The organism is Streptomyces sp. NBC_01618, assembly GCF_045209435.1.
GTDB lineage: Bacteria > Actinomycetota > Actinomycetes > Streptomycetales > Streptomycetaceae > Streptomyces.
Genome location: NZ_CP109297.1, coordinates 833,417 through 852,168 on the forward strand (window position 1 = coordinate 833,417; position 18,752 = coordinate 852,168).

Annotated in this window: 18 protein-coding genes and 2 pseudogenes; 7 read left to right on the forward strand and 13 right to left on the reverse strand. The window is 69.0% G+C overall.

Features of this window, described 5'->3' with window-relative positions; genetic code table 11:
• Positions 1 to 296: 296 nt before the first annotated feature.
• Positions 297 to 1,484 carry a transposase gene (locus OH735_RS03960; RefSeq protein WP_406379502.1) on the forward strand — a complete coding sequence of 396 codons (1,188 nt, stop codon included), beginning with the start codon at positions 297 to 299 and terminating at the stop codon, positions 1,482 to 1,484.
• A gap of 310 nt (positions 1,485 to 1,794) precedes the next feature.
• Here the strand turns inward: OH735_RS03960 and OH735_RS03965 are convergent, their stop codons facing one another.
• Together OH735_RS03965 and OH735_RS03970 are read right to left on the reverse strand one after the other, a co-directional pair.
• Positions 1,795 to 2,490, reverse strand: coding sequence for a HEAT repeat domain-containing protein (locus tag OH735_RS03965; RefSeq protein ID WP_406379503.1), 696 nt, complete (start codon positions 2,488 to 2,490; stop codon positions 1,795 to 1,797).
• A 100-nt stretch (positions 2,491 to 2,590) separates the two neighbouring features.
• On the reverse strand, positions 2,591 to 2,839 hold the full coding sequence (locus OH735_RS03970; RefSeq protein WP_406379505.1) for a hypothetical protein: 249 nt from the start codon (positions 2,837 to 2,839) through the stop codon (positions 2,591 to 2,593).
• A gap of 427 nt (positions 2,840 to 3,266) precedes the next feature.
• On the opposite strand from OH735_RS03970, the gene OH735_RS03975 reads away from it, so the two are divergent.
• Together OH735_RS03975 and OH735_RS03980 are read left to right on the forward strand one after the other, a co-directional pair.
• Positions 3,267 to 3,647 carry a hypothetical protein gene (locus OH735_RS03975; protein WP_406379506.1) on the forward strand — a complete coding sequence of 127 codons (381 nt, stop codon included), beginning with the start codon at positions 3,267 to 3,269 and terminating at the stop codon, positions 3,645 to 3,647.
• Positions 3,644 to 4,333 carry a tyrosine-type recombinase/integrase gene (locus OH735_RS03980; RefSeq protein WP_406379507.1) on the forward strand — a complete coding sequence of 230 codons (690 nt, stop codon included), beginning with the start codon at positions 3,644 to 3,646 and terminating at the stop codon, positions 4,331 to 4,333. The genes OH735_RS03975 and OH735_RS03980 overlap by 4 nt, the downstream gene beginning before the upstream one ends.
• An 11-nt stretch (positions 4,334 to 4,344) precedes the next feature.
• Here the strand turns inward: OH735_RS03980 and OH735_RS03985 are convergent, their stop codons facing one another.
• Positions 4,345 to 4,791 (reverse strand): hypothetical protein, encoded by a 447-nt coding sequence (locus tag OH735_RS03985; protein WP_406379509.1) that lies wholly within the window; start codon positions 4,789 to 4,791, stop codon positions 4,345 to 4,347.
• Between the two features lie 45 nt (positions 4,792 to 4,836).
• A complete protein-coding gene (locus OH735_RS03990) occupies positions 4,837 to 5,334 on the reverse strand; it encodes a TMEM175 family protein (RefSeq protein ID WP_406379510.1) in 498 nt (165 codons plus the stop codon).
• A gap of 482 nt (positions 5,335 to 5,816) precedes the next feature.
• Between OH735_RS03990 and OH735_RS03995 the strand changes: the two genes are divergently transcribed.
• Complete coding sequence (locus tag OH735_RS03995) at positions 5,817 to 6,185, forward strand: ATP-binding cassette domain-containing protein (protein WP_406379511.1); 369 nt, start codon at positions 5,817 to 5,819, stop codon at positions 6,183 to 6,185.
• Here the strand turns inward: OH735_RS03995 and OH735_RS04000 are convergent.
• The 3 genes and pseudogenes from OH735_RS04000 to OH735_RS04010 form a co-directional block, all read right to left on the reverse strand.
• A pseudogene (locus tag OH735_RS04000) lies at positions 6,142 to 6,762 on the reverse strand (FMN reductase). The gene OH735_RS03995 and the pseudogene OH735_RS04000 sit on opposite strands and share 44 nt — an antisense overlap.
• On the reverse strand, positions 6,759 to 7,661 hold the full coding sequence (locus OH735_RS04005) for a CE1758 family FMN-dependent luciferase-like monooxygenase (RefSeq protein WP_406386398.1): 903 nt from the start codon (positions 7,659 to 7,661) through the stop codon (positions 6,759 to 6,761). Before OH735_RS04005 ends, OH735_RS04000 begins: the two are co-directional and overlap by 4 nt.
• Positions 7,625 to 7,846 (reverse strand): LLM class flavin-dependent oxidoreductase, encoded by a 222-nt coding sequence (locus OH735_RS04010; protein WP_406379513.1) that lies wholly within the window; start codon positions 7,844 to 7,846, stop codon positions 7,625 to 7,627. The genes OH735_RS04005 and OH735_RS04010 overlap by 37 nt, the downstream gene beginning before the upstream one ends.
• 205 nt (positions 7,847 to 8,051) lie before the next feature.
• On the opposite strand from OH735_RS04010, the gene OH735_RS04015 reads away from it, so the two are divergent.
• Both OH735_RS04015 and OH735_RS04020 read left to right on the forward strand, forming a co-directional pair.
• Complete coding sequence (locus OH735_RS04015; RefSeq protein ID WP_406379515.1) at positions 8,052 to 8,903, forward strand: NmrA/HSCARG family protein; 852 nt, start codon at positions 8,052 to 8,054, stop codon at positions 8,901 to 8,903.
• Positions 8,904 to 9,059: 156 nt separating this feature from the next.
• Positions 9,060 to 9,191: a hypothetical protein gene (locus OH735_RS04020; RefSeq protein WP_406379517.1), complete on the forward strand. Its 132-nt coding sequence runs from the start codon at positions 9,060 to 9,062 to the stop codon at positions 9,189 to 9,191.
• Positions 9,192 to 9,531: 340 nt separating this feature from the next.
• Here the strand turns inward: OH735_RS04020 and OH735_RS04025 are convergent, their stop codons facing one another.
• Positions 9,532 to 10,743, reverse strand: coding sequence for a Dyp-type peroxidase (locus tag OH735_RS04025; protein ID WP_406379519.1), 1,212 nt, complete (start codon positions 10,741 to 10,743; stop codon positions 9,532 to 9,534).
• Positions 10,744 to 10,773: 30 nt separating this feature from the next.
• Between OH735_RS04025 and OH735_RS04030 the strand changes: the two genes are divergently transcribed.
• The gene (locus tag OH735_RS04030; protein WP_406379520.1) at positions 10,774 to 12,141 is read left to right on the forward strand and encodes a right-handed parallel beta-helix repeat-containing protein; all 1,368 of its coding nucleotides are present in this window, start codon (positions 10,774 to 10,776) and stop codon (positions 12,139 to 12,141) included.
• Positions 12,142 to 12,248: 107 nt separating this feature from the next.
• On the opposite strand, the gene OH735_RS04035 is transcribed toward OH735_RS04030, so the two are convergent.
• The 5 genes and pseudogenes from OH735_RS04035 to OH735_RS04055 form a co-directional block, all read right to left on the reverse strand.
• Entirely contained in the window at positions 12,249 to 13,070 is an 822-nt protein-coding gene (locus tag OH735_RS04035) for a hypothetical protein (RefSeq protein WP_406379522.1), read from the reverse strand.
• Between the two features lie 117 nt (positions 13,071 to 13,187).
• On the reverse strand, positions 13,188 to 15,914 hold the full coding sequence (locus tag OH735_RS04040; RefSeq protein ID WP_406379524.1) for an SdrD B-like domain-containing protein: 2,727 nt from the start codon (positions 15,912 to 15,914) through the stop codon (positions 13,188 to 13,190).
• A 494-nt stretch (positions 15,915 to 16,408) separates the two neighbouring features.
• Positions 16,409 to 17,276: pseudogene (locus OH735_RS04045) on the reverse strand (IS3 family transposase); the annotation flags it as partial.
• Positions 17,277 to 17,419: 143 nt separating this feature from the next.
• A complete protein-coding gene (locus OH735_RS04050; RefSeq protein ID WP_406379525.1) occupies positions 17,420 to 17,926 on the reverse strand; it encodes a DUF302 domain-containing protein in 507 nt (168 codons plus the stop codon).
• Positions 17,923 to 18,681: a hypothetical protein gene (locus OH735_RS04055; RefSeq protein WP_406379527.1), complete on the reverse strand. Its 759-nt coding sequence runs from the start codon at positions 18,679 to 18,681 to the stop codon at positions 17,923 to 17,925. The genes OH735_RS04050 and OH735_RS04055 overlap by 4 nt, the downstream gene beginning before the upstream one ends.
• Positions 18,682 to 18,752: the final 71 nt, after the last annotated feature.

The window sequence follows — 18,752 nt, forward strand, 5'->3', positions numbered from 1 at the left end:
TCGCCGGCAGCTGGAGGACAAACTGCGCGGCGCCGCCGCCGCGGCGGATGCCGGGTATCCGGAGAACGAGGGTCTGGTCATCGATCCGGAGACGGGCATCCCGTCGCTGAAGGCGTTTAGGGCTGACGGTCAGCGGCCGTCGGCGAAGCGGCTGGAGCAGGAGATCAAGGCGAGGATGCCGGAGCGTTCCCTGATGGGGATCGTGGCCCGGACCGCGTACTGGGTGGAGTGGGTGGCGCCGCTTCGGCCCGCCGTCGGGGAACGAGCCCAAGCTCACCGATCCCCTGGGCCGGTACGTGATCGTCACCTTCGTCAAGGGCACCAACATGGGCCCATACGAGGCCGCCCGGCACATCTCCGGCGTGAGCGGGCACGAGCTGTCGTACGTCGCCAACAAACACTTCTCGATCGTGCTGCTGAACGAGGCAGTCGCCGACCTGGTGAACGCGCACGCCCGCCTGGACATCTCGCAGGCGTGGGGCGACGGGACCGGGGTGGCGGCGGACGGCACCCACATGGACACCTATCTCGACAACCTGCTCTCCGAGACTTCCGTCAGGTACGGCAAGCCGGGCGGGATCGCCTACCACCACGTCTCGGACACGTACATCGCGCTGTTCACGCACTTCATCCCGTGCGGTGTGTGGGAGGCCGTCTACATCATCGAGGGCCTGCTGAAGAACACCAGCGAGGTGCAGCCGACCACAGTGCACGCCGATACCCAAGGCCAGAGCTTCCCGGTCTTTGCGCTCGCCCACCTGCTGGGCTTCGACTTGATGCCCAGGATCAGGAACTGGAAGGAACTGACCTTCTACCGGCCCTCCAAGCAGACCGAGTACGTGCACATCGACGCCCTCTTCGGCGAGCCGGGCAAGAACACAATCGACTTCGACCTGATCGAGTCCCAGTTCCGCCACCTGATGCGGGTGGCCGTTTCCGTACGCGAGGGCACCATCTCCTCCTCCACACTGCTCAAGCGGCTGCGGTCGGGGTCGAGGAAGAACGCAACCTACGCCGCCTTCCGCGAGGTCGGCCGTGTCATCCGCACCGTCCAGCTGTTGCGCTACCTTTCCGACGCGCTGCTTCGCCGGCGGGTGACCGCGGCAACCAACAAGGTGGAGTCGTTCAACCGATTCTCCCAGTGGATCGGTTTCGGCAACCGCGGCGTCATCGCCGACAACGACCCCATCGAGCAGGAGAAGGCAATGAAGTTCAACGCGCTGCTCACGAACGCGGTGATCTTCCACAACGCCCCGGACATCGCGGAGATCGTCCGTCAGCTGCTGGAGGAAGGGTGGGAGATCGACCCCGAGGACCTGGCCCACATCTCGCCATACCTGACCGAACACATCAACCGGTTCGGCGAGTACAGCACCCACGAACTCGGCATCCAGCCCGACGCCTACGACCCGAAACTCGACGTCGACTTCACCCCGCTGCGCGAACACGACCTCAGCACTGCCGTCCTTGGACAGGCCGCCTGAGCCCGCTGACAAGCAGACCTGGCACACCTACCCGAACGGGCACGCCTTCCCTGGGCGCATCCCGTACGCCTTCCGCGATTCCGAGACCACGGCTCGTGCTGCCGACGGCACGCCGATCGAGTGCAGGGCGCCGGGAAACGTAACGGCGGTCGGGAACTGATCGGTGTACGACCGCCGCCGGCTACCCCAGCGCCAGGTGGTAGCCCTGTTGGCCGTCAAGGTCAAAGTGCGGGACGGTCCTGGGGAGATGCGCCCAAGGGGCAATGAGATGATCCTGAGGGCTTGCGCGACTTCTGGTCAGGCTTCTGCGCTATGCCTGTTCGAGAGCATTTCGCAAGGTGCTATCAGCATGGTCGTCGAGGGTTGTAGCGATCTTGCGCAGCTCGGCACGTCGTTCCGTGCTGCCTCTTTCGGTCAGAGTGTTAGCCCACGCTGTCTTTTGCGCGTCGGTGATTCCGACCGTCTCGTTGAACAGTGCATACAAGGCATACCAGCGCACTGAGTCGTTCTCGTCCTCGGACAGCGTCAGGAGAGCCTCGACAACTCTGGCCTCGGTGTGTTCCTGGTCGGCCAGCGCAGGAAGCGCGGCAGCTACCGAGAACCGGACGGGCTGTGCTGTGTGCACCTGGTAGCTGAGTACCAGATCGAGGGCCTCCTGGGCATTGTGGTAACCCAGTGCGGAGATCAGCCATCCCAGAACCCAAGGGTCCGGCTCGTCGGGCATCTCCGCCACGATGGCCTTGATGGTCTTCGTGGTGAACGGCCGGTGACCCGTTCCATCGTCGGGGCCCAACTCGCGCAGAATCCGTGCTCCCAGCTCTCGTTCATCCGGCGATTCGTGTGCCAGCAGACGAACCGCGCGTTCAAAAACATGGGAGGTCGGCCGGTCCTGCAACGCTTCCAGCGCCGGAAGGCGGTCGTCGTCTGTCTCCTCCGTGCTGACCTCGAACAGCGCTCTCTGGAACAGCTCGTCGTCCGTCGCTGCCTCGGCGTCATCGACTCCCATGCTGCACTTCCTTAGGTTTCCGATGAGTTGCACTCTCCTGCAGTCAGCAGGGGCGAAACTGTCAAGTACGTCAAGCGCATGGGCGCGACTGCCTATTCCATCAGTTCCGTGAAAGGTACTTCTTTACCTTGTTGTAGTCCGAGGTCGGACCCGTCTTGTAGGGAGGCTTGTAGCCTCCCTTGCGCATGACGCGGTCGATGGCTTTGCCGAGGGACTCGTCGGGCCTGCGGCGCTCTCCGCGGACGAATCGAGGAACGTCGTTGGCCTTTTCCTTGCCGGTCTTGCGGGTGGCTTTGCGGGGTTTGGCCTTCTTCACTGCTTGTTTGAGCATGACGCGGGAGAGGATCACCGCAGCGGGGATGAACCAGGCGGGGTCGGCGGTGACGGGATAGCGGGTGCCCGCGTTGGTCTGGACGGTCTGGATGAGGTTGTTGCCCTCGATGCGCAGGGTGGCGGGGACCTCGTTATGGCCCTGTTCTCGTATAGCTACGGCGGACGGACATGTAGCGCAGGGTGATGCTCGGGGCTGGGTCGGGCGCGGGGGTCGGCGGTGCAGCGGTTGGCGGTGCAGCGGTTGGCGGTAGCGGCCGTTCCGCTTCGAGGCGGCTTATCGGGACTTCTGCCACCCTGACGGTTCGCCGGGTGATGCCGCAGTAAATGCCGGATTTACTGCGGCAGAGCCTCTATCGTGATCACCGCGACCTGCGGTGGGTCATTCCGGCCGCCGGGGCGAGGTGTACGCATTTACTGCGGCAGTGCCGGGGGGTGGGGCGGGCGTGACAGTCGAACCAGTGACCGAACTCGGAACAGGGGGCGCGCTCCGGCTGCCGCGCGCCCGCGTCGTGCCCATGTCCGCCCCTCCGGCCACGTACACCGCGGCGGTCGAGCGGTACCTCACCGGCGCGGGCATCGCGAAGTCCTCCGCGCGGATCTACCGGATCTCGCTGACGACGTGGGGGTGGATGCTCGTCGGCGAGCCGGCGCCGACCGGGCCCGCCCGCCGGGGCGCGAAGCCGCCCGTCTTCCCCGTCGCCGCGATCGACGACCCGGCACTGCCAAAGATGCTGGCCGAGCTGGCGGCGGCGCGGGCGGACGAGATGGACGCCGACACCGTCAACCGGGAACTGTCCATCACCCGCAAGGCGATCGGCTGGTGACGGCGCCAGGGCTGGATCGAAGGCGACCCGACGTCGGCATCGAGCGGCGGCCGGCACCGCCCGACCGCACCAAGGCCCTGGCGCAGAACCAGATCGCCGCCCTGTGGCGCCTGGACGTCGCCCTGCGGGAGAAGACGCAGTGGAAGATGCTCTACGAGTCCGCCGCACGGGCCGATGAGGTGCTTTGCCTGAACGTGGAACCCCTGTACCCGCAGGACAAACGCGGGAAGATCACCGCCAAGGGCGGGGCGACCGAGTGGATTCACTGGCAGTCCGGAACCGCCCAGCTCCTGCCCCGACTCATCGCCCGGCGCACCCGCGGCCCGCTGTTCCTCACCGACCGCAAGGCCCCGGCCGGAACGCCGACGCTCGACGTATGCCCGGAGACCGGCCGCGCCCGGCTCTCGTACCGCCGGGCTGAGGAGATCTTCGAGGAGAACACCCGGCTGCTGGCCAACCCGCTCGCCTCGCCCGAGGACATCGAGGACCTGGACGGCTGGACCCTGCACCGGCTCCGGCACAGCGCCCTGACGCATGACGCGGAAGACGGCACCTCCACCCCGATGCTGCTGGCCCGCTCCCGCCATGCCTCCGTCCGCTCCCCGGAGCGGTACGCCCGCCCCGGCGTCGACTCGGTCGCTCGGCACGTCGCCGAACGCGACCCCGCCGCACGTCGCCGCACGTAAATCCGAGCAGATCAGGGCTTCAAGATCATCTCGTTGCCCCTTTGACCCGTATCTCGGCCGTACCCCGTGTAGCGAAAGTGCACGTCCATTGCCTCGGCATACGCGATTGCGTCGCTCTCCAGCTCCGACAGGTCTCTCCCGACCAGCGGGAGTCCGTCGTACGCGACCTGGGGACCGTGCACGGCGTCGGCAGCGATGCAGAACAGCCCCACAACTTGGCTCACATAGGCCGTGACGGCAGGCGGTGAAGGAGCCACCCCGCGACGGTGGACTTCGACCTTCCAAGTCGGCGAGAAGATCGCGTGGTCCCGCGCACAATCGCTGACCTTCGTCTGGCCGAGTATCTCAGCCGCCTCGACCACTTCGTCGACGGTCATACCAAACCGGAGCGGTCCGACGCCGACAGCCGGCGAATAGGACCACTCATCCCGTTCGGCGACTCCGGTCTTGAACGCCATAGTCGCTCCTCTAGAGACACCTGAGACTTGCCGCTGCCCATCATGTCAATCGCCGACCAGCAGACTGCCGGGTGCCGCCGAGCTCGCGCAGATCACTCCGCGCGAGCCCCATCTGGGCTCGGCCGCGAATACGCGACACCTGAACATGCGAGCCCACCAGTCCCGAGGCCGGACGTGCCCCGGGCGTGCGTCCGATCCGTCGCTGCCGGGGTTGAACACCAGGTCGCCCGGCTTGGGATTGTCGATGCTGACGCGGTCGCCGCGGCAGGCGTCAGCATGTAGTCCGCTGTCCATGGCCCTGATGCGGACGAAGGCCTGGTGGTGGTTGAGCCAGATCACCGCAACATAGCCGAATGACGCCAGGTAGCCGAGGTAGGCAGGCCACTGAGCCAGCAAAGCCCGGCCAAGGCCGCCAGGCATGTGCGGCGGATCAGCGAGGTTGAGGACCAGGAGCGTGACTGCAATGGCAAACACACCGTCACTGAAGGCCTCGGCCCGTGTGGTCTCGGAACGAGAGAACTTGCGAGGGTAGGTACGGGACAAGGTGGCTCCTGAAGTTCTTGACTCGTGTCCGATGCGGGCGATTTCCGTCGCGGCGCATCCTCGGGGGCTCGGTCCGTCCGCCAGTTCTTGAGCCAACCACGTCCGTGCACTCCGTCGGTCTGACCGTGGCCCCGCGAGCGGGTCCGGTGCCTCTCTGAGTTCCGGGCTGCACCAGCTGCCGCTTGCAGCGGTGACGGATCATAAGTATCGGTGCTGTCTCCTTCACCACGTCCGACGAGAAGCGTACTGTGCGCTCCCGGGCAAGAAGATGGCGCGGACGGAGAAGTCAGCGCTCCGCCCGCTCGTGGCGAACCTGGGCCGCGGCTCAGCAGACTGTCACCGGACCGAGCGGGGCGGGCAAGTCCAGCCTGCTGGCCGCGGCGGCGGGCTGTTCGCCCCGCACGAGGGACGCGCGCTCCACGTGGTGGACGGACAGGCCGTCCCGCCGATCCCGGCCGGGTCTCCTGGGTGCCGCGCACCAGGTGCCCGGCACCCTGCACGAGAACCTTCTCCTGGCCCCGGTCGGCCCCGCCGGGCGCCTGCTGTCCCAGGGGCAGCGCAGACGCCTGGCCACCGCTCGCGCCGTACTGCGGCGCCCCCCGGTGCTGCTGGACGAGCCCACCGCCGGTGTGGACCGCCCGACCGCCGAGGCGCTGCTGGAGGCGCTGTTCCAGGCGCCGCCCGAGACCTCGGTGGTGATCGCCGTGCAGGAACAGGACCTCGGCCTGCCGACCCGGCAACCGTCCGCGGTCGTCCGCCTGGGCCGGACCGCCGTCGGCGGTCCGGCGGCGCTCGTCGGGGCCGGGCTCAGTCGAAGTGCAGGTCGGACAGCTGCCGTTCGAGCGCGGTGACCTCGTCCTCGCCCTCGGGTGCCGGTTCATCCGGGCACGCGGCCATGAGGGCGGACAGCTCGGCGCCCGCCCGCCGGATGCGCGCGGGCAGCCCCTCGGTGTACGCGTCACCGCCCGGCCCCCGGTCCTCGGACGCCGCGTACACGGCGGTGGGGGCAACGGCCGCGCGCAGATAAGGAGAACAGCGGGCGCAGCGCGTGCTCCAGGACCGGGGAGTGGCGGGCCGTACCTCAGGTAGCCGCGATCAGGACCGGCTTGCCGGTCAGGGCGTCCGGGTCGATGAGGTCGAAAAAGGACTTGAACAGACCGCTGTAGGAGGCGGTGAACACGGGTGTGACCGCGATCAGTCCTGCGGCGCCCGCCACCGAGTCGATCGCGGCGGCCAGCGGGGGCGGCGGGAACCCGGTCACGAGGTTGTTGGCGACAGCGACGGCCAGTTCACGCAGTTCGACGACCTCGGTCTGCACGTCGAGGCCCCGGGGGCGAGTTCGCCCTGGACCGCCTCGGCGAGACGGTCCGCGACCAGGCGGGTCGAGGACGGGGGGCTCAGCCCCGCGGAGACGGCGACGAGCTTCATGCGGCGTTCACCTCTTCCTGGACCTTGAGCAGCGACGCGTGCGTCGGCGCGTCCGGTACCTCGGCGGGGCGCCCCTTCGCGAACTCTTCGCGCAGGACGGGCACCACCTCTTCGCCGAGGATGTCGAGTTGCTCCAGCACGGTCTTCAGGGGCAGGCCCGCGTGATCCATCAGGAACAGCTGGCGCTGGTAGTCGCCGACGGTCTCCCGGAAGGCGAGGGTCTGCTCGATGACCTGCTGCGGGGAGCCCACCGTGAGCGGTGTCTGCTGAGTGAAGCTCCAGGGAGGGTCCGTGGCCGTAGACCGGGGCGCGTTGTCGAAGTAGGGGCGGAACTCCCGTACGGCGTCCTGCGAGTTCTTGCGCATGAAGACCTGCCCGCCGAGCCCGACGATCGCCTGCTCGGGCGTGCCGTGCCCGTGGTGCGCGTACCGCCGCCGGTACAGCTGGACCATCCGCCTCGTGTGCTCGGCAGGCCAGAAGATGTTGTTGTGGAAGAAGCCGTCGCCGTAGAACGCGGCCTGCTCGGCGATCTCCGGCGAGCGAATCGAGCCGTGCCAGACGAACGGCGGTACGCCGTCCAGCGGCCGGGGCGTCGCGGTGAAGCCTTGAAGGGGCGTGCGGAACGTGCCCTCCCAGTCCACGACGTCCTCGCGCCACAGTCGGCGCAGCAGCGCGTAGTTCTCCCGGGCGAGCGGAATGCCCTGCCGGATGTCCTGCCCGAACCAGGGATGGACGGGTCCGGTGTTTCTCCGCCCCAGCATCAGGTCCACCCGGCCGTCCGCCAGGTGCTGGAGCATCGCGAAGTCCTCCGCGATCTTCACCGGGTCGTCGGTGGTGATCAGTGTCGTGGCGGTGGACAGGATCAGCTTCTCGGTGCGCGCGGCGACGTAGCCGAGCAGGTCGTCGGGGACGACGGTACAAACGGCGGGTTGTGGTGCTCGCCGGTCGCGAAGACGTCCAGGCCCCCCTCCTCCGCCTTGAGCGCGATAGCGACCATCGCCTTGATGCACTCGTGCTCCGACGGAGTGCGGCCGGTGGTCGGATCGGACGTCACGTCTCCGACTGTGAAGATGCCGAACTGCATGGGACTCTCTTCTTTCCGGCAATCATATGAAGAGGGGAACGCTGGGCGCCGGTCGGACGAGCGTCATGACTGTGCGTGCACGGGGTCGAGTCCTCCAGCGCCCATCTCGGGCGAGTCCGCGTCGTGCGCTGTCGTCCGTGACGGATGATTGCCGTCGGGGCCGACTTCAGATCCGGTGCCCCGCTGCAGAAGAGGGAGTTCATCCATGGTGCAGGAGCCGATCCTGGTGTTGGCCGCGACGGGCGGGCAGGGCGGTGCCGTGACCGGCGCGCTGCTGGCCCGCGGGACCCGGATCAGGGCGCTGGTCCGCGACCCCGGTCAAAGTGCCGCGCAGCAACTGGCCGATCAGGGTGTCGACGTGGTGGCGGGTTCCCTGAGCGATCCCGGGTCGCTCGCCGCGGCCATGAAGGGGGTGGCCGGTGTCTTCGCGTTCACCACGCCCTTCGAGGCCGGTGTCGAGGCGGAGGTGGAGCAGGGGCGGGCCATCCTCGCGGCTGCGGCGCGGGAACGCGTTGCGCATCTCGTGTTCAGTTCGGTCGCCGGGGCCGATCAGGACAGCGGAGTACCGCATTTCGAGAGCAAGGCTCGCATCGAGGCGGAACTGGCCGCGGGCGATGTGCCGTACACGATCCTGGGTCCGACGTACTTCTTCGACAACGCGCTCGGCGGAGGGCGGGGCATCCTCGACGGCGTGCTCGCTCTGCCGCTGCCGCCCGACCGGCCGTTGCAGCAGCTCGCCCGGCCCGACCTCGGCGCGTTCGCGGCGGAAGTGCTGCTCAACCCCGCTCCGTACGTCGGGCGGCGCATCGAACTGGCCGGCGACGCGCCCACGCCCACGCAGATGGCGGCCGCGCTCGGTACGGCGCTGGGACGCGAGGTCCGCCACGAGTACGTACCGCTCGCGGCCATCGGCAATCCGGACATGCACGCGATGTGGTCGTTCTTGAACGGGCCCGGCTACCGCGTCGACATCCCCGCCCTCCATGCCGCCCACCCGGAGATCCACTGGACCAGCTTCGCCGACTGGGCGCAGCGGACCTGGGCGAGCGCCGGCTGAACCGGCCGTCCGGCGACGACCGGCTCGCCGGGCCGCGCGCACGAGCGCACACGGCGAGCAATGCCGCCCCCGGATCTCACGGATTCACGCGATGTGGCGAACAGGCCGCGCTGGGACGGTGTGTCCGGAAAGTGCACCGGCCGAAGGACGGAGATCATGTCGCCGGATGCCTCGCAGATTGCCGAACTGGCCGCGCAGGGCCTCACCAACCGCGACATCGCGGCCCGGCTGTACCTCTCCCCCTGTCGTTCCTGCCGATACGGGGTAATCCGCACTCGGCCGTACTGATCGGCTCTACCTGCTTGTCCGCCCCGCCGAAGCGTGGGTGTTGCGCTGCTGTACCGCTGTACGTCATGGCTGCACGCGCGCCCCGGCCTTCAGCCGACGTGGCGAACGAGGAGACGGTGAGTGGGCGAACGGCGTCGACCAACCTCGTGGGACGGGGCTGGGCACCACCTGGTCAGTCCAGTGCCCACTGTGACGAGGAAAGACGTCTGGCAGGCGCCCTTGCCCGGCTCTCCTGACGCAGCGTGTCGAAATCCGGCCCAGCTCCCGACTCCGCCCAGGCACGTCCCACCTCTGGCCAGCCGTTCCGGGGCATTTCCCGGCGGAGGGAGCGAGGCGGACTTCATGTCCAGAGCTGTTCGCCGAGAGTCCCGGCGGATGCGGCGCCGGGCAGGACGTAGGCCACGGCCGAGGCCCGGTGTTGGAGGAACGGGGTGAGGGCGTCGCGGGCGGCCAGGCGGTTCTGGACGCGGGTGAACTGGGCGGGGTCGCGCATGAAGGCACAGAAGAGAAGGCCGCGGTCGATCGGGCCGTCGTCGTAGCTGTAACTGCGGCGGAGCATACGGGCACCGCCGTCGAAGCGGGGGCTGGCGAGACGCACGTGGGCGGTGGCGGGGATGACGTAGGAACCGTCGGGGTTCTTGGCGTAGATGTCCGGCTCGTCATGCTCGGCGGTGCCACTGAGGGCGACGCCGTCGCGGGCACGGCGGCCGATCACCCGGTCGCGCCGGCCCTCGGAGAGGGCCGCGAAGCCGGTGACGTCCATGCGGATCCTGCGGTAGACCAGAACGGTGCCGTCCCCGTGTGCTCCGGGTGGGCCCCAGACCCACTGCTCGGCCGCCACGTGATCGGGGTTGGCGGTGCCGTCCTTGGAGCCGAACAAGTTGCGCGGGGTGGTGCCCGGGGCCGTATGGGGCAGGAAGCCGGACTGGGTCCAGCGCGGCACGGCGCCGGCGGCGTGTGCGGCCGTGCCGACGAGTTCGGCAACGACTGTGAGCGTCCAGCGGTCGGCTGCGCACAGTTGGACCAGAAGATCACCGTTACTGCGGCGCGGGTCGAGGCGGTCGCCGGGGAATGACGGCAACTCCCCCAGTGAGGTGGGGACGTTGAGGTCCAGCCGAGCGGCGAGAGCGGGGCCGATGCCGACCAGCGAGGCGAGCCGGGTCGCGCCACCGCCCTGGAGCCGCGGGTCCGGCGGGGCGTCGGAGGCTGCGGTGGCCAGCGTGCTGGTCAGCGCGCCGAGGACACTGCGAAGGACCTTCCGGTCGGTGGCGGCCGCAGTCTGCGGGAGGTCGAAGGAGAGCAGGTGCGTCGCCGGTTGCTGGGGCGCCGTAACACCTGCCTGTCGGGCGCCGTGGAAGGGAATCGCGGCCTCGGTCGGCGGGGGGCCGGCGGTGGCACGGCCGGCTGCCCGGTCGTCTCTCGCCAGTTCGTCGGCCGCCGCGCCGACCCCGGCAGCGAGCACCGCTCCGGCTGCGAGCAGTGCCCGGCGCCGCCCGAAACCGGTTGCCGCGGGTCGGGATGGATCCTGCGCAATTCCCTGTTCAGTGGGCATAGGCCTATTGGAGACGATAAAACATCTGCCATGCAAACCCTCTCTGCAGAACGCCTGTTGAACCGCTCGGCAGCCCCGACTGCGGTGTTCCGGGCGGCGCTGCGTCTGTCGGTACTGGTCGTCTCGGTCGCGTTGGCGGCCACCGGGTGCTCCGGTACGGGGTCGACGTCCGGCGATGCGCGGCATCCGGCGGGAAGCGTGCTGCGCGTTCCGCAGGATTTCCCCTCGGTGCAGCAGGCGGTGGACGCCGCTCGTGAGGGCGAGACGGTGCTGATCGGCCCGGGCGTGTACCGGGAGAGCGTGCGCGTCACCAAGCACCGCTTGGTGCTGCGCGGAACGGACCGCAACAAGGTGGTCTTCGACGGCGGTGTACATCTGGCCAACGGCATCACCGTGACCGGCGCCGGCTCGGTGGTCGAGAACCTCACCGTGCACGGCTACCTTGCCAACGGCGTGCTGTTCACCGGCGTCACCGACGAGCGGTTGCAGCAGCGCGGCGCCGGCGGCTCCGCCTACGACCCGCTGGACACCACCCGCTTCCCTCCCGTCCGGGGCTTCCGCGCGACCCGGGTCACGGCATACAACAACGGCCTGTACGGCATCTACGCCTTTGACGCGCGCGACGGCGTGATCGAGGACTCCTACGCCTCCGGGCACGCCGACTCCGGAATCTACGTCGGCCAGTGCAAGCCCTGCAGCACCGTCGTCCGCGGCAACACCGTGGAGCGCAACGCGGTCGGCATCGAACTGACCAATGCCTCGGACAGCCTGTCGGTGCTGGGCAATCGCGTCGCCCGCAACCGGGTCGGCGTCACAGTCAACTCCAACGACCTGGAAGCCCTCGCCCCGCAGCACGGCGCGGTGATCGCGGGCAACGTGGTCGCCGACAACAACGCCGCCGACACACCCGAGCAGGCGGACGGAGGCTTCGGCATCGGCATCGGCATCGGCGGCGGCACCGCGAACCGCGTCCAGCGCAACCTGGTCCGGGGCAACCGGGCGGCCGGAGTGGTCGTCACCGACCCGCCGGGGCATCCGGCGAGCGGCAATCGCGTGGAAGGCAACCGCGCCACCGGCAACGGCATCGACCTCGTGCTGGCCTCGGCCGACCCCGGCAACTGTTTCGCGGACAACCGGCCAGACACGCAGAGCCCGAACGGCCTGGAGGGTCGCGCGGGCTGCGGCACCCGCGGCCTGGGCGCGCTGCCCACCGGCCGGACGGCGCCGGTGCAGGCGCCGCCCGGCGTCCCCTTCAGCCAGGTGCCGGCCCCACCCGCCCAGCCGTCCATGCCGGACCCGACGGCCCCGGGCAGCCCGGCGACCGGCCTGCCGGGGGCCGTCGACGCGGCCGCGTATCCGCTCCCGAAGGACGTCGACGCCGTACCGCAATCGCGCTGAACACGGTGCTGCGGTGGGCTCGTCCCCGATCATCATGCCGCTATGAAGAATGAGTTGAGGAGGGACGTCGGCACCCACGGAGGCCGGGGCGCGTCGGCACGGAGATGTCAGCCGGTGGCCCACGGCGCCTCAGGGAGCTTCGCGCGGCCGTCGCGTCCGGAGAACTCCAGGGTGGTCGGGGTCCCCAGGCCCGGCATCCGCATCGTCACCCGCCGCAGGCCGCCGTCACCGTCGACCCAGTACGTCAGCGGTGACCGTCCGCCGTCGGGCCCCGCACCGGGCGTGGCGCCCTGGGCTCGCGGCCCGGCGAACCGGTCGTAGGTGCGGCCGTCGATGCGTTCGCGCTCCAGCCGGCGAGCCCCGGACTGTGCCAGCAACAGTGGGTTGTCGGGGCGGTCAGCGCCGAGCCCGATGAGCAACTGGAGTCCGGCGTCCAGAGGATCGGTCGTGTAGGAGCGCGCGGACCAGCCCGAGCGCGGGATGTGCTCGGCCTGCTGCCAGGCCGGGCTGTTGTCTCCCTTGGGCGCGGGGGCCAGGCCGAGGCCGCCGGTGTCCCAGACGATCAGCCCGTGATCGAGCTGCCCGGTGGAGGGCCCGGAAGCTCCGGAGGCCCCGGTGACCTGGTAGCTCCCCACGGCCCGGTGGGTTCGGTAGTCCACGACCCCCTTGACCCGCACCACCACTCCGCCGCCCTCGGTGGCGGTGAGGGTCACCGCCGCGGGACTGGCCTGGTACAGATTCAGCCGCGACAGCGCCAGCCTGGACGCCTCCTCCATCGTCACCGGCCGCTCGGTGGCGGTGTCGTCGGAGAAGGTCCGGTAGGCGGCCAGGCCTCCCGCTGCCGCGCCGCACGCCGTGATCGCGATCAGTGTTCTCAACCAGAGGGCCCGACGCAGCGTACGGCCGTCGGTCTTCCTCTTCCGAGCCATGCAGTCGCCTTCTCTCGTCGGTCGGTCACACAGGAGGGCGGGTTCGCGAACCGCTGGTCCGCGAACCCGCCCGAGCCGGCCCGGACGGTCACCGGTGCCGGTCGCCCCACTTCGGGGCTAGCGGTGCTGTGCCCTTCGCCTGCGCATCAGCACGACCAGCGCCGCGCCGAGGACTGTGAGCGCGGCGCAGCCGGCCAGGGCCAGCGAAACCAACTGGCTCATGCCGGTGGACGCCAGGCCCGAGTTGGATGCGTGGCCGGGTGCACCCGGTGCACCTGGAGCCCCCGGCGAACCCGGTTTACCCGGTGTATCCGGTGTATCCGGTGCCGGCGTCGTCGGCGTCGGCGTCGGCGTCGGCGTCGGCTCGGTGACGGGAAGCCGTTGGTTGACCGCTGTCACCGAGGCACCGTCGTCAAGGTTGTCGGAGGTCAGCACCAGCGGCCCGAACACCGCCTCGTCGGGTACGGCGTAACCTTCGGGCGGGCTGACCTCCTGCCAGTAGTAGGTCCCCGGCTCGCCGGCTCCCTGGCAGATGCCGTCGGTACCGGTCATGCAGGGCTTGTCGACCGGCGTGTCCGGTTCCGTTCCGGTGGCCTGCAGGCCACCGGCACCATTCGTCTCCTTCCACAGCTGAAACTTCGCCCGGGCCAGCGGTTTGCCGTCCTGGTCGTGCTTGACCAGGCGCAGCACACCCTCCTGTTGCCGGAAGCCGAAGTCGTAGGTGTGGTCGTTCTCTCCCGGCCCGCCGGTGGTCAGCGCCCGCTCCGGGAACTTCGCGCCGTGCGGGACGATGCCCTTGGAGTCGATGAAGTGGTTGTCGCCGACATCTGCGTCCGTGGGCACCCACTGGTAGAGCGGGCCGTCCTTGGCGTAGTCGGTCGGATTGTCGAGGCGGATGGTGTATTTGGCCCTCGGCTGGAGGCCGCCGGTGACATTGGAGTCGTCGAAGTAGTACTCGCCGCGCTCTGACGTCGTGGTCGTGCCGACCAGCTTGCCCGACTCGTCGTAGAGGTGGACGGTCGCGCCCACGACCGGGCGCTGGCCGGGGTTCTGGATGCCCTTGCGCTCGGGGTCGTACCAGACCCGGTTGCCGATCTGCAGCGGGGCCTGGTCGCAGAGCACCTCCAGGTCACCCATGGAGGCGCCCTTGCCGAACGGGGCCACGGTCCCGGGCGGGTTGAGGCGCAGGCCGAACTCCGGGTCCTGCTTGCCGTCGCGCTGGACGAAGGAGGTGCCGTACCCGAAGGCGGTGTGGTTGGGGTCGAAGCCGGAGGTCGCGATGGTGTTCTCGACCTTGGATAGCGCCATGCCGGCGAACGCCGTGTTGTGGTGACCACCCCATCTGGTGTCGAAGAACCGGGTGCCCCGAGGGGACAGCCCGCAGCCGTTGTTGGTGTCCATCACGTACACCCCGCCCGCCAGGCACGCCTTGTCCAGGTCGCCGCCTGACATGACGTTGGCGGGTGTGTTGGGCGTGGGGCCAGCCGGGGCGCGGTCGCTGAAGCGGTCGCGGAAGGCCAGCAGCATGGAGCCGTCGGCCTCGAAGCCGATCTCGCCCAACTCCGGTTCGGGTTGGGCCAGATAGCTCTGGCAGGTCTGTCCGTTCTGGGAGGTCGGGAAGGTGTTGGTCCAGGGGAACCAGCCCGCGCCGTCGCATGGGGGTCCGCCGACCGTGGACTGGCGCGGATAGTCCAGCGGCTGGTCCAGCACCGGCTCCCGGAACGCTCCGGTGGCGAGGTCGAAGGGCATGACCACCGCGCGCAGGTCCGAGAGCTTCCCGGTGGACTCGCCGGAGCACACGCCGCCGAGGTAGCCGACGTCGTCCTGCAGGCCGAGGCCGAAGGGGCGCCAGTCCCCGGCCGCCGGACAGCCCGGGTCCGGGATGGCGTAGACGGCCTTCGGCGCCGAAGCGGTCGCCGCCGTGGCGTCGTAGCGGTAGAGCTTGCGGTTGTTGAGGTTGACGACGAACAGGTCCTTGCCGTCATCGGTGATCTTGATGCCGCCCAGGCTCTCCTTGCCCGGTACGGCAAGGAAGGCGTCGTCGGTACCCGACCCGTGCGCCGTCGTCCCCGCGTCCGGGACGACGGTGAACAGCGTGGTTTTCTTCTGCGCGAGGTCGGTCACGTAGATTCCACCGGCGCCACCCGGACCGTAGTCCGTGGAGCGCTTGGCCACCGCCGAGGAGAACACCCGCTTGTCGGCCTTGTTCCACGCGATACCGAACAGTGTGCCGGTGTCGGCGTTGGTGGCGATGTTCGTGACGTTGACGTCGACGCCGTCCTGGCCGCGCGCGTCGTACGGGAAGGAGACCAGCGTGCGCTGGGTCCCGCCCTCGCGCGTGGTGGGCTGACAAGTCGTCATCAGTGGTGCGTTCTTCTGGCAGTAGTCACCCGGACTCCACAGCCCGGTGGTGTACGCCACGTTCTTGTCGCCGGAGAGGTCGACGAACTCCTCATTGCTGCTCAACTGGTTGGGCGCACCGTCCAGTCCCTGACGCGAGGCGAAGGCCGGAAACAGCACGCCCGGCTTCGGATTCGCCACCTGGACCCGGTACTTGCCGCTGGTGGTCCTGCCCACCGTCGGAGTCAGTGTCACGGTGCCGTCGGCCGCCGTGACCCCCTCGATGCCCGTCCCGGCGTCGTCGGTGAGGGTCACCTTGACGCCCGCGATGCCCGGTTCCAGCGCGGGTGTCCACACGCCGCTGTTGTCCACGGCCCGGATCACCCGGACCGTCACCGATCCGTCCCCCGCCTGCGAGTGCGCCGCAGGCGCCACGGCTAACGAGCCACTACCGATTCCCAAGGCGAGCGCGGCCAGACAGCCAACGGTGCGGCGGCCGAGCATGCCCGGCCTCCGCCGACGCTGCTGGGGCGCGGCTCCCTTCGCTTGTTCATTCGTAGATGCCATCTCCTGCTCTCAGCGTTCAGAAGGGCCTGATGCCCTGTTCGTGGGGGAGTACATAGAGATACGGAGAACCGCCTTGCCAGCGATCTTAGAAGGGCTTTGGGCAAGATCGTGGCGGAATGGCGAACTCGTCCGCCGCCGAACTTTCACGCAGCGGCCTCCGAGCGCATCGCGGGCGGCACGTCGAGGTGGCGAGCGAGGCTCGCACGCCTGTCTCACCGGTCGCGGACTGCGCTCGCCGCGATGCTCACCCCCAGGACACGGCCACAGCGCGCGGCATCCTGGTCCTCGACACCACCGTGCTGCCGGCCCGCCCCGCACACGACGGCGACAACCGCGCACAGTCCGGCGCCTCCGCCTGGAGCCAGGCGCACATCCCCGGCTCCCGACATGTCGACCTGTTGACACGGTTCACCGACCCGGCGGCGAGGCTGCCGGGTCCGGATCGCGGCAGCCAGGGCGTCGGTGACGAGCTCTGTGCGCATGTGGTCGGCGATCGACCATCCGGCCAGACGTCGTGAATACAGATCGATGACGGTCGCGAGGTAGCAGAACTTCCCGCTGCCGACGCTCAGGTAGGCGATGTCGCCGACGTACTTGGTGTTCGGGGCCTCGGCGGTGAAGTCGCGGCCGATCAGGTCCGGCGCCTTCACCGCTGCCGCATCCGGGACGGTGGTGCGGTGCCGGCGCCGCAGACGCACTCCCTGAAGGCCGATGGCCCGCATGATCCTGGCAACGCGCTTGCGATTGACCACGGGGCCGCCCTCGTCGCGGAGCTCGACGGTGACCCTCGGGGCTCCGTAGGTGCCGCCGGAGTCCCGGTGGGCCTTGCGTATCCGGGCCGCGAGCCGCTCATCCGGCGGCCTGTCGCGCCGCGCGGGCCGGAGCGGTCCGGCGCCAGTAATAGAAACTCGAGCGGGCAATGCCCAAGATGCCGCAGAGCCGCTTGACGCCGAAACGGCGCTGGTGATCCTCAACGAACTGGCAGCGGTTCACCAGCGCGTCTCCCCTGCGAAAAACCGGGCCGCCTTGCGGAGGATGTCCCGCTCCTCCTCCAACTCGCGGATCCTCTTCCGCGGCCGCCGGCTCCGCCTGAACCGCGTCACCACCAGACCGCGGCGACGCCGCGGGCGTGGAGTGAGCACCGGACCGACGTCCGTCAGCGGCCCTGATCCAGTTCCGCAGCGTCTCGGTGTTCACCCCGAGGTCGATGGCGACCGACTTGATCGTCGCACCCGGACGCGACCGGTACAACGCGACCGCGTCCGCCTTGAACTCGGCGGGGCAGTGCTTCATCCCCACAGGGACTCCGTTCTCCTGGACCACCAAGATCCAAGTCCCTCCGGTGTCCAAAACCCGGGGTCAGGGCCCTACGGCGAACTGGCCCGCTGGTGCGGTCCCGTCGCCCCGGCCGTGCCGTACCGGTCGACCGCCGCCATGTGGAGTCACAGTTGGGAAGGTGCGTCACCGCCGAGGAGGGTGATCAACTGGGCGAGGAGGGCGTCGAGTTCGCGGCCGACATCCGCGATCCCCGGGTTGCCGTAGCCGGCAAACAGGAAGCTGGGCTGTTCGAAGGCGAGTTTCGTGTCGCCGTCGGGGTCCGCGTAGAGCAGGGTCCGAAGCGGTGCGTGCAGCATGACCGACGGGTCGTGGCGGAACATGCGTTCGGCGATGGTGTGGTTGCCCATCAGGTACTGCGTGGCCTTCCAGAAGGACGGTGATCCCGCCATGACAGCGGTGATGTCGCTGCGGAAGTAGCGCATGAACCCGTGCGGGGCGTTGATCTCGGCGAGTTCGAGCGTGGCCTGCCAGGAGGCCATCTGGAAGAAGCGGTCGAGATCGACCTCGGGGACGAGGGTTTCGTAGCGCTCGCGGGCTACGTCGTAGGAGCACGGGAGCGCCACGACGAGCCGCCGGGCGGGGTGGTCGATGACGGCGGTGTCCTTGGTCATGACTGTGCCTGTTCGTCGCCGGAGTGAACGAGTTCCACATCGTGGATGTCGAGCGTGATGGAGGGGAGGTTGAGGTTGACGCTGTTGTCGGGGTTGCGGCGGAAGACTCGTCGGCGTGTGGCCACTAGCAGGCCGTCGAAGCTCTTGTGGCGGCTGGTGTAGTGGCCGACGAGTGTGCTGCCGTTGACTTCGGCGATGTAGTCCATGCGGCGTTGCATTCCGAGGGCGTCGAAGTAGAACACTTGGTCGGGGTTGTGCGTGGCGATCTCGGGCGGGAAGCGCACCTGCAGGCGTCGCCAGGTCTGCCCGGCCTCGCGCCACGGTTCGATCTCGTGGACTCGCACGTCCGGATGAGTGAAGAGGAACGGGGTGGTGAAGTAGTTCCAGCACGCGTAGCCCAGGAAGTAGCCGAGGTGTAGAGCGTCCCAGGCGCTGTTGCGCAGCATTCCCTTGAAGCCGGCGCGTGCGGGGGCGAGGGTCTCGACCGGTTCGCCGTCGAGGGTCTGCATGGTGACGCTGTCGGCGGCGGCGTCGAAGACCATCCGCTGGTCGGGGCGGGTGAACGGGGTGAATACGATGTGCTCTCTGACCGTGTCGAGCGTCAGAATCTGGTCGAACGTCTCGTCCGGCGGCCAGCCCTTCATCGCCCAGATCGGACCGCCGATGGAGAGGTCGACGTTCAGACCACGCAGGGTGTCCCAGGGTTCTCGGCCGCCGGCGGTGGCGATGGCCAGATCGAGGAGTTCGTCACTCATGAGCCGGGTACTTTCCGTCTCGATGCGTATGGCGGTCACCGATTCCGGGGACCACCAGGTCTTCCGGCAGC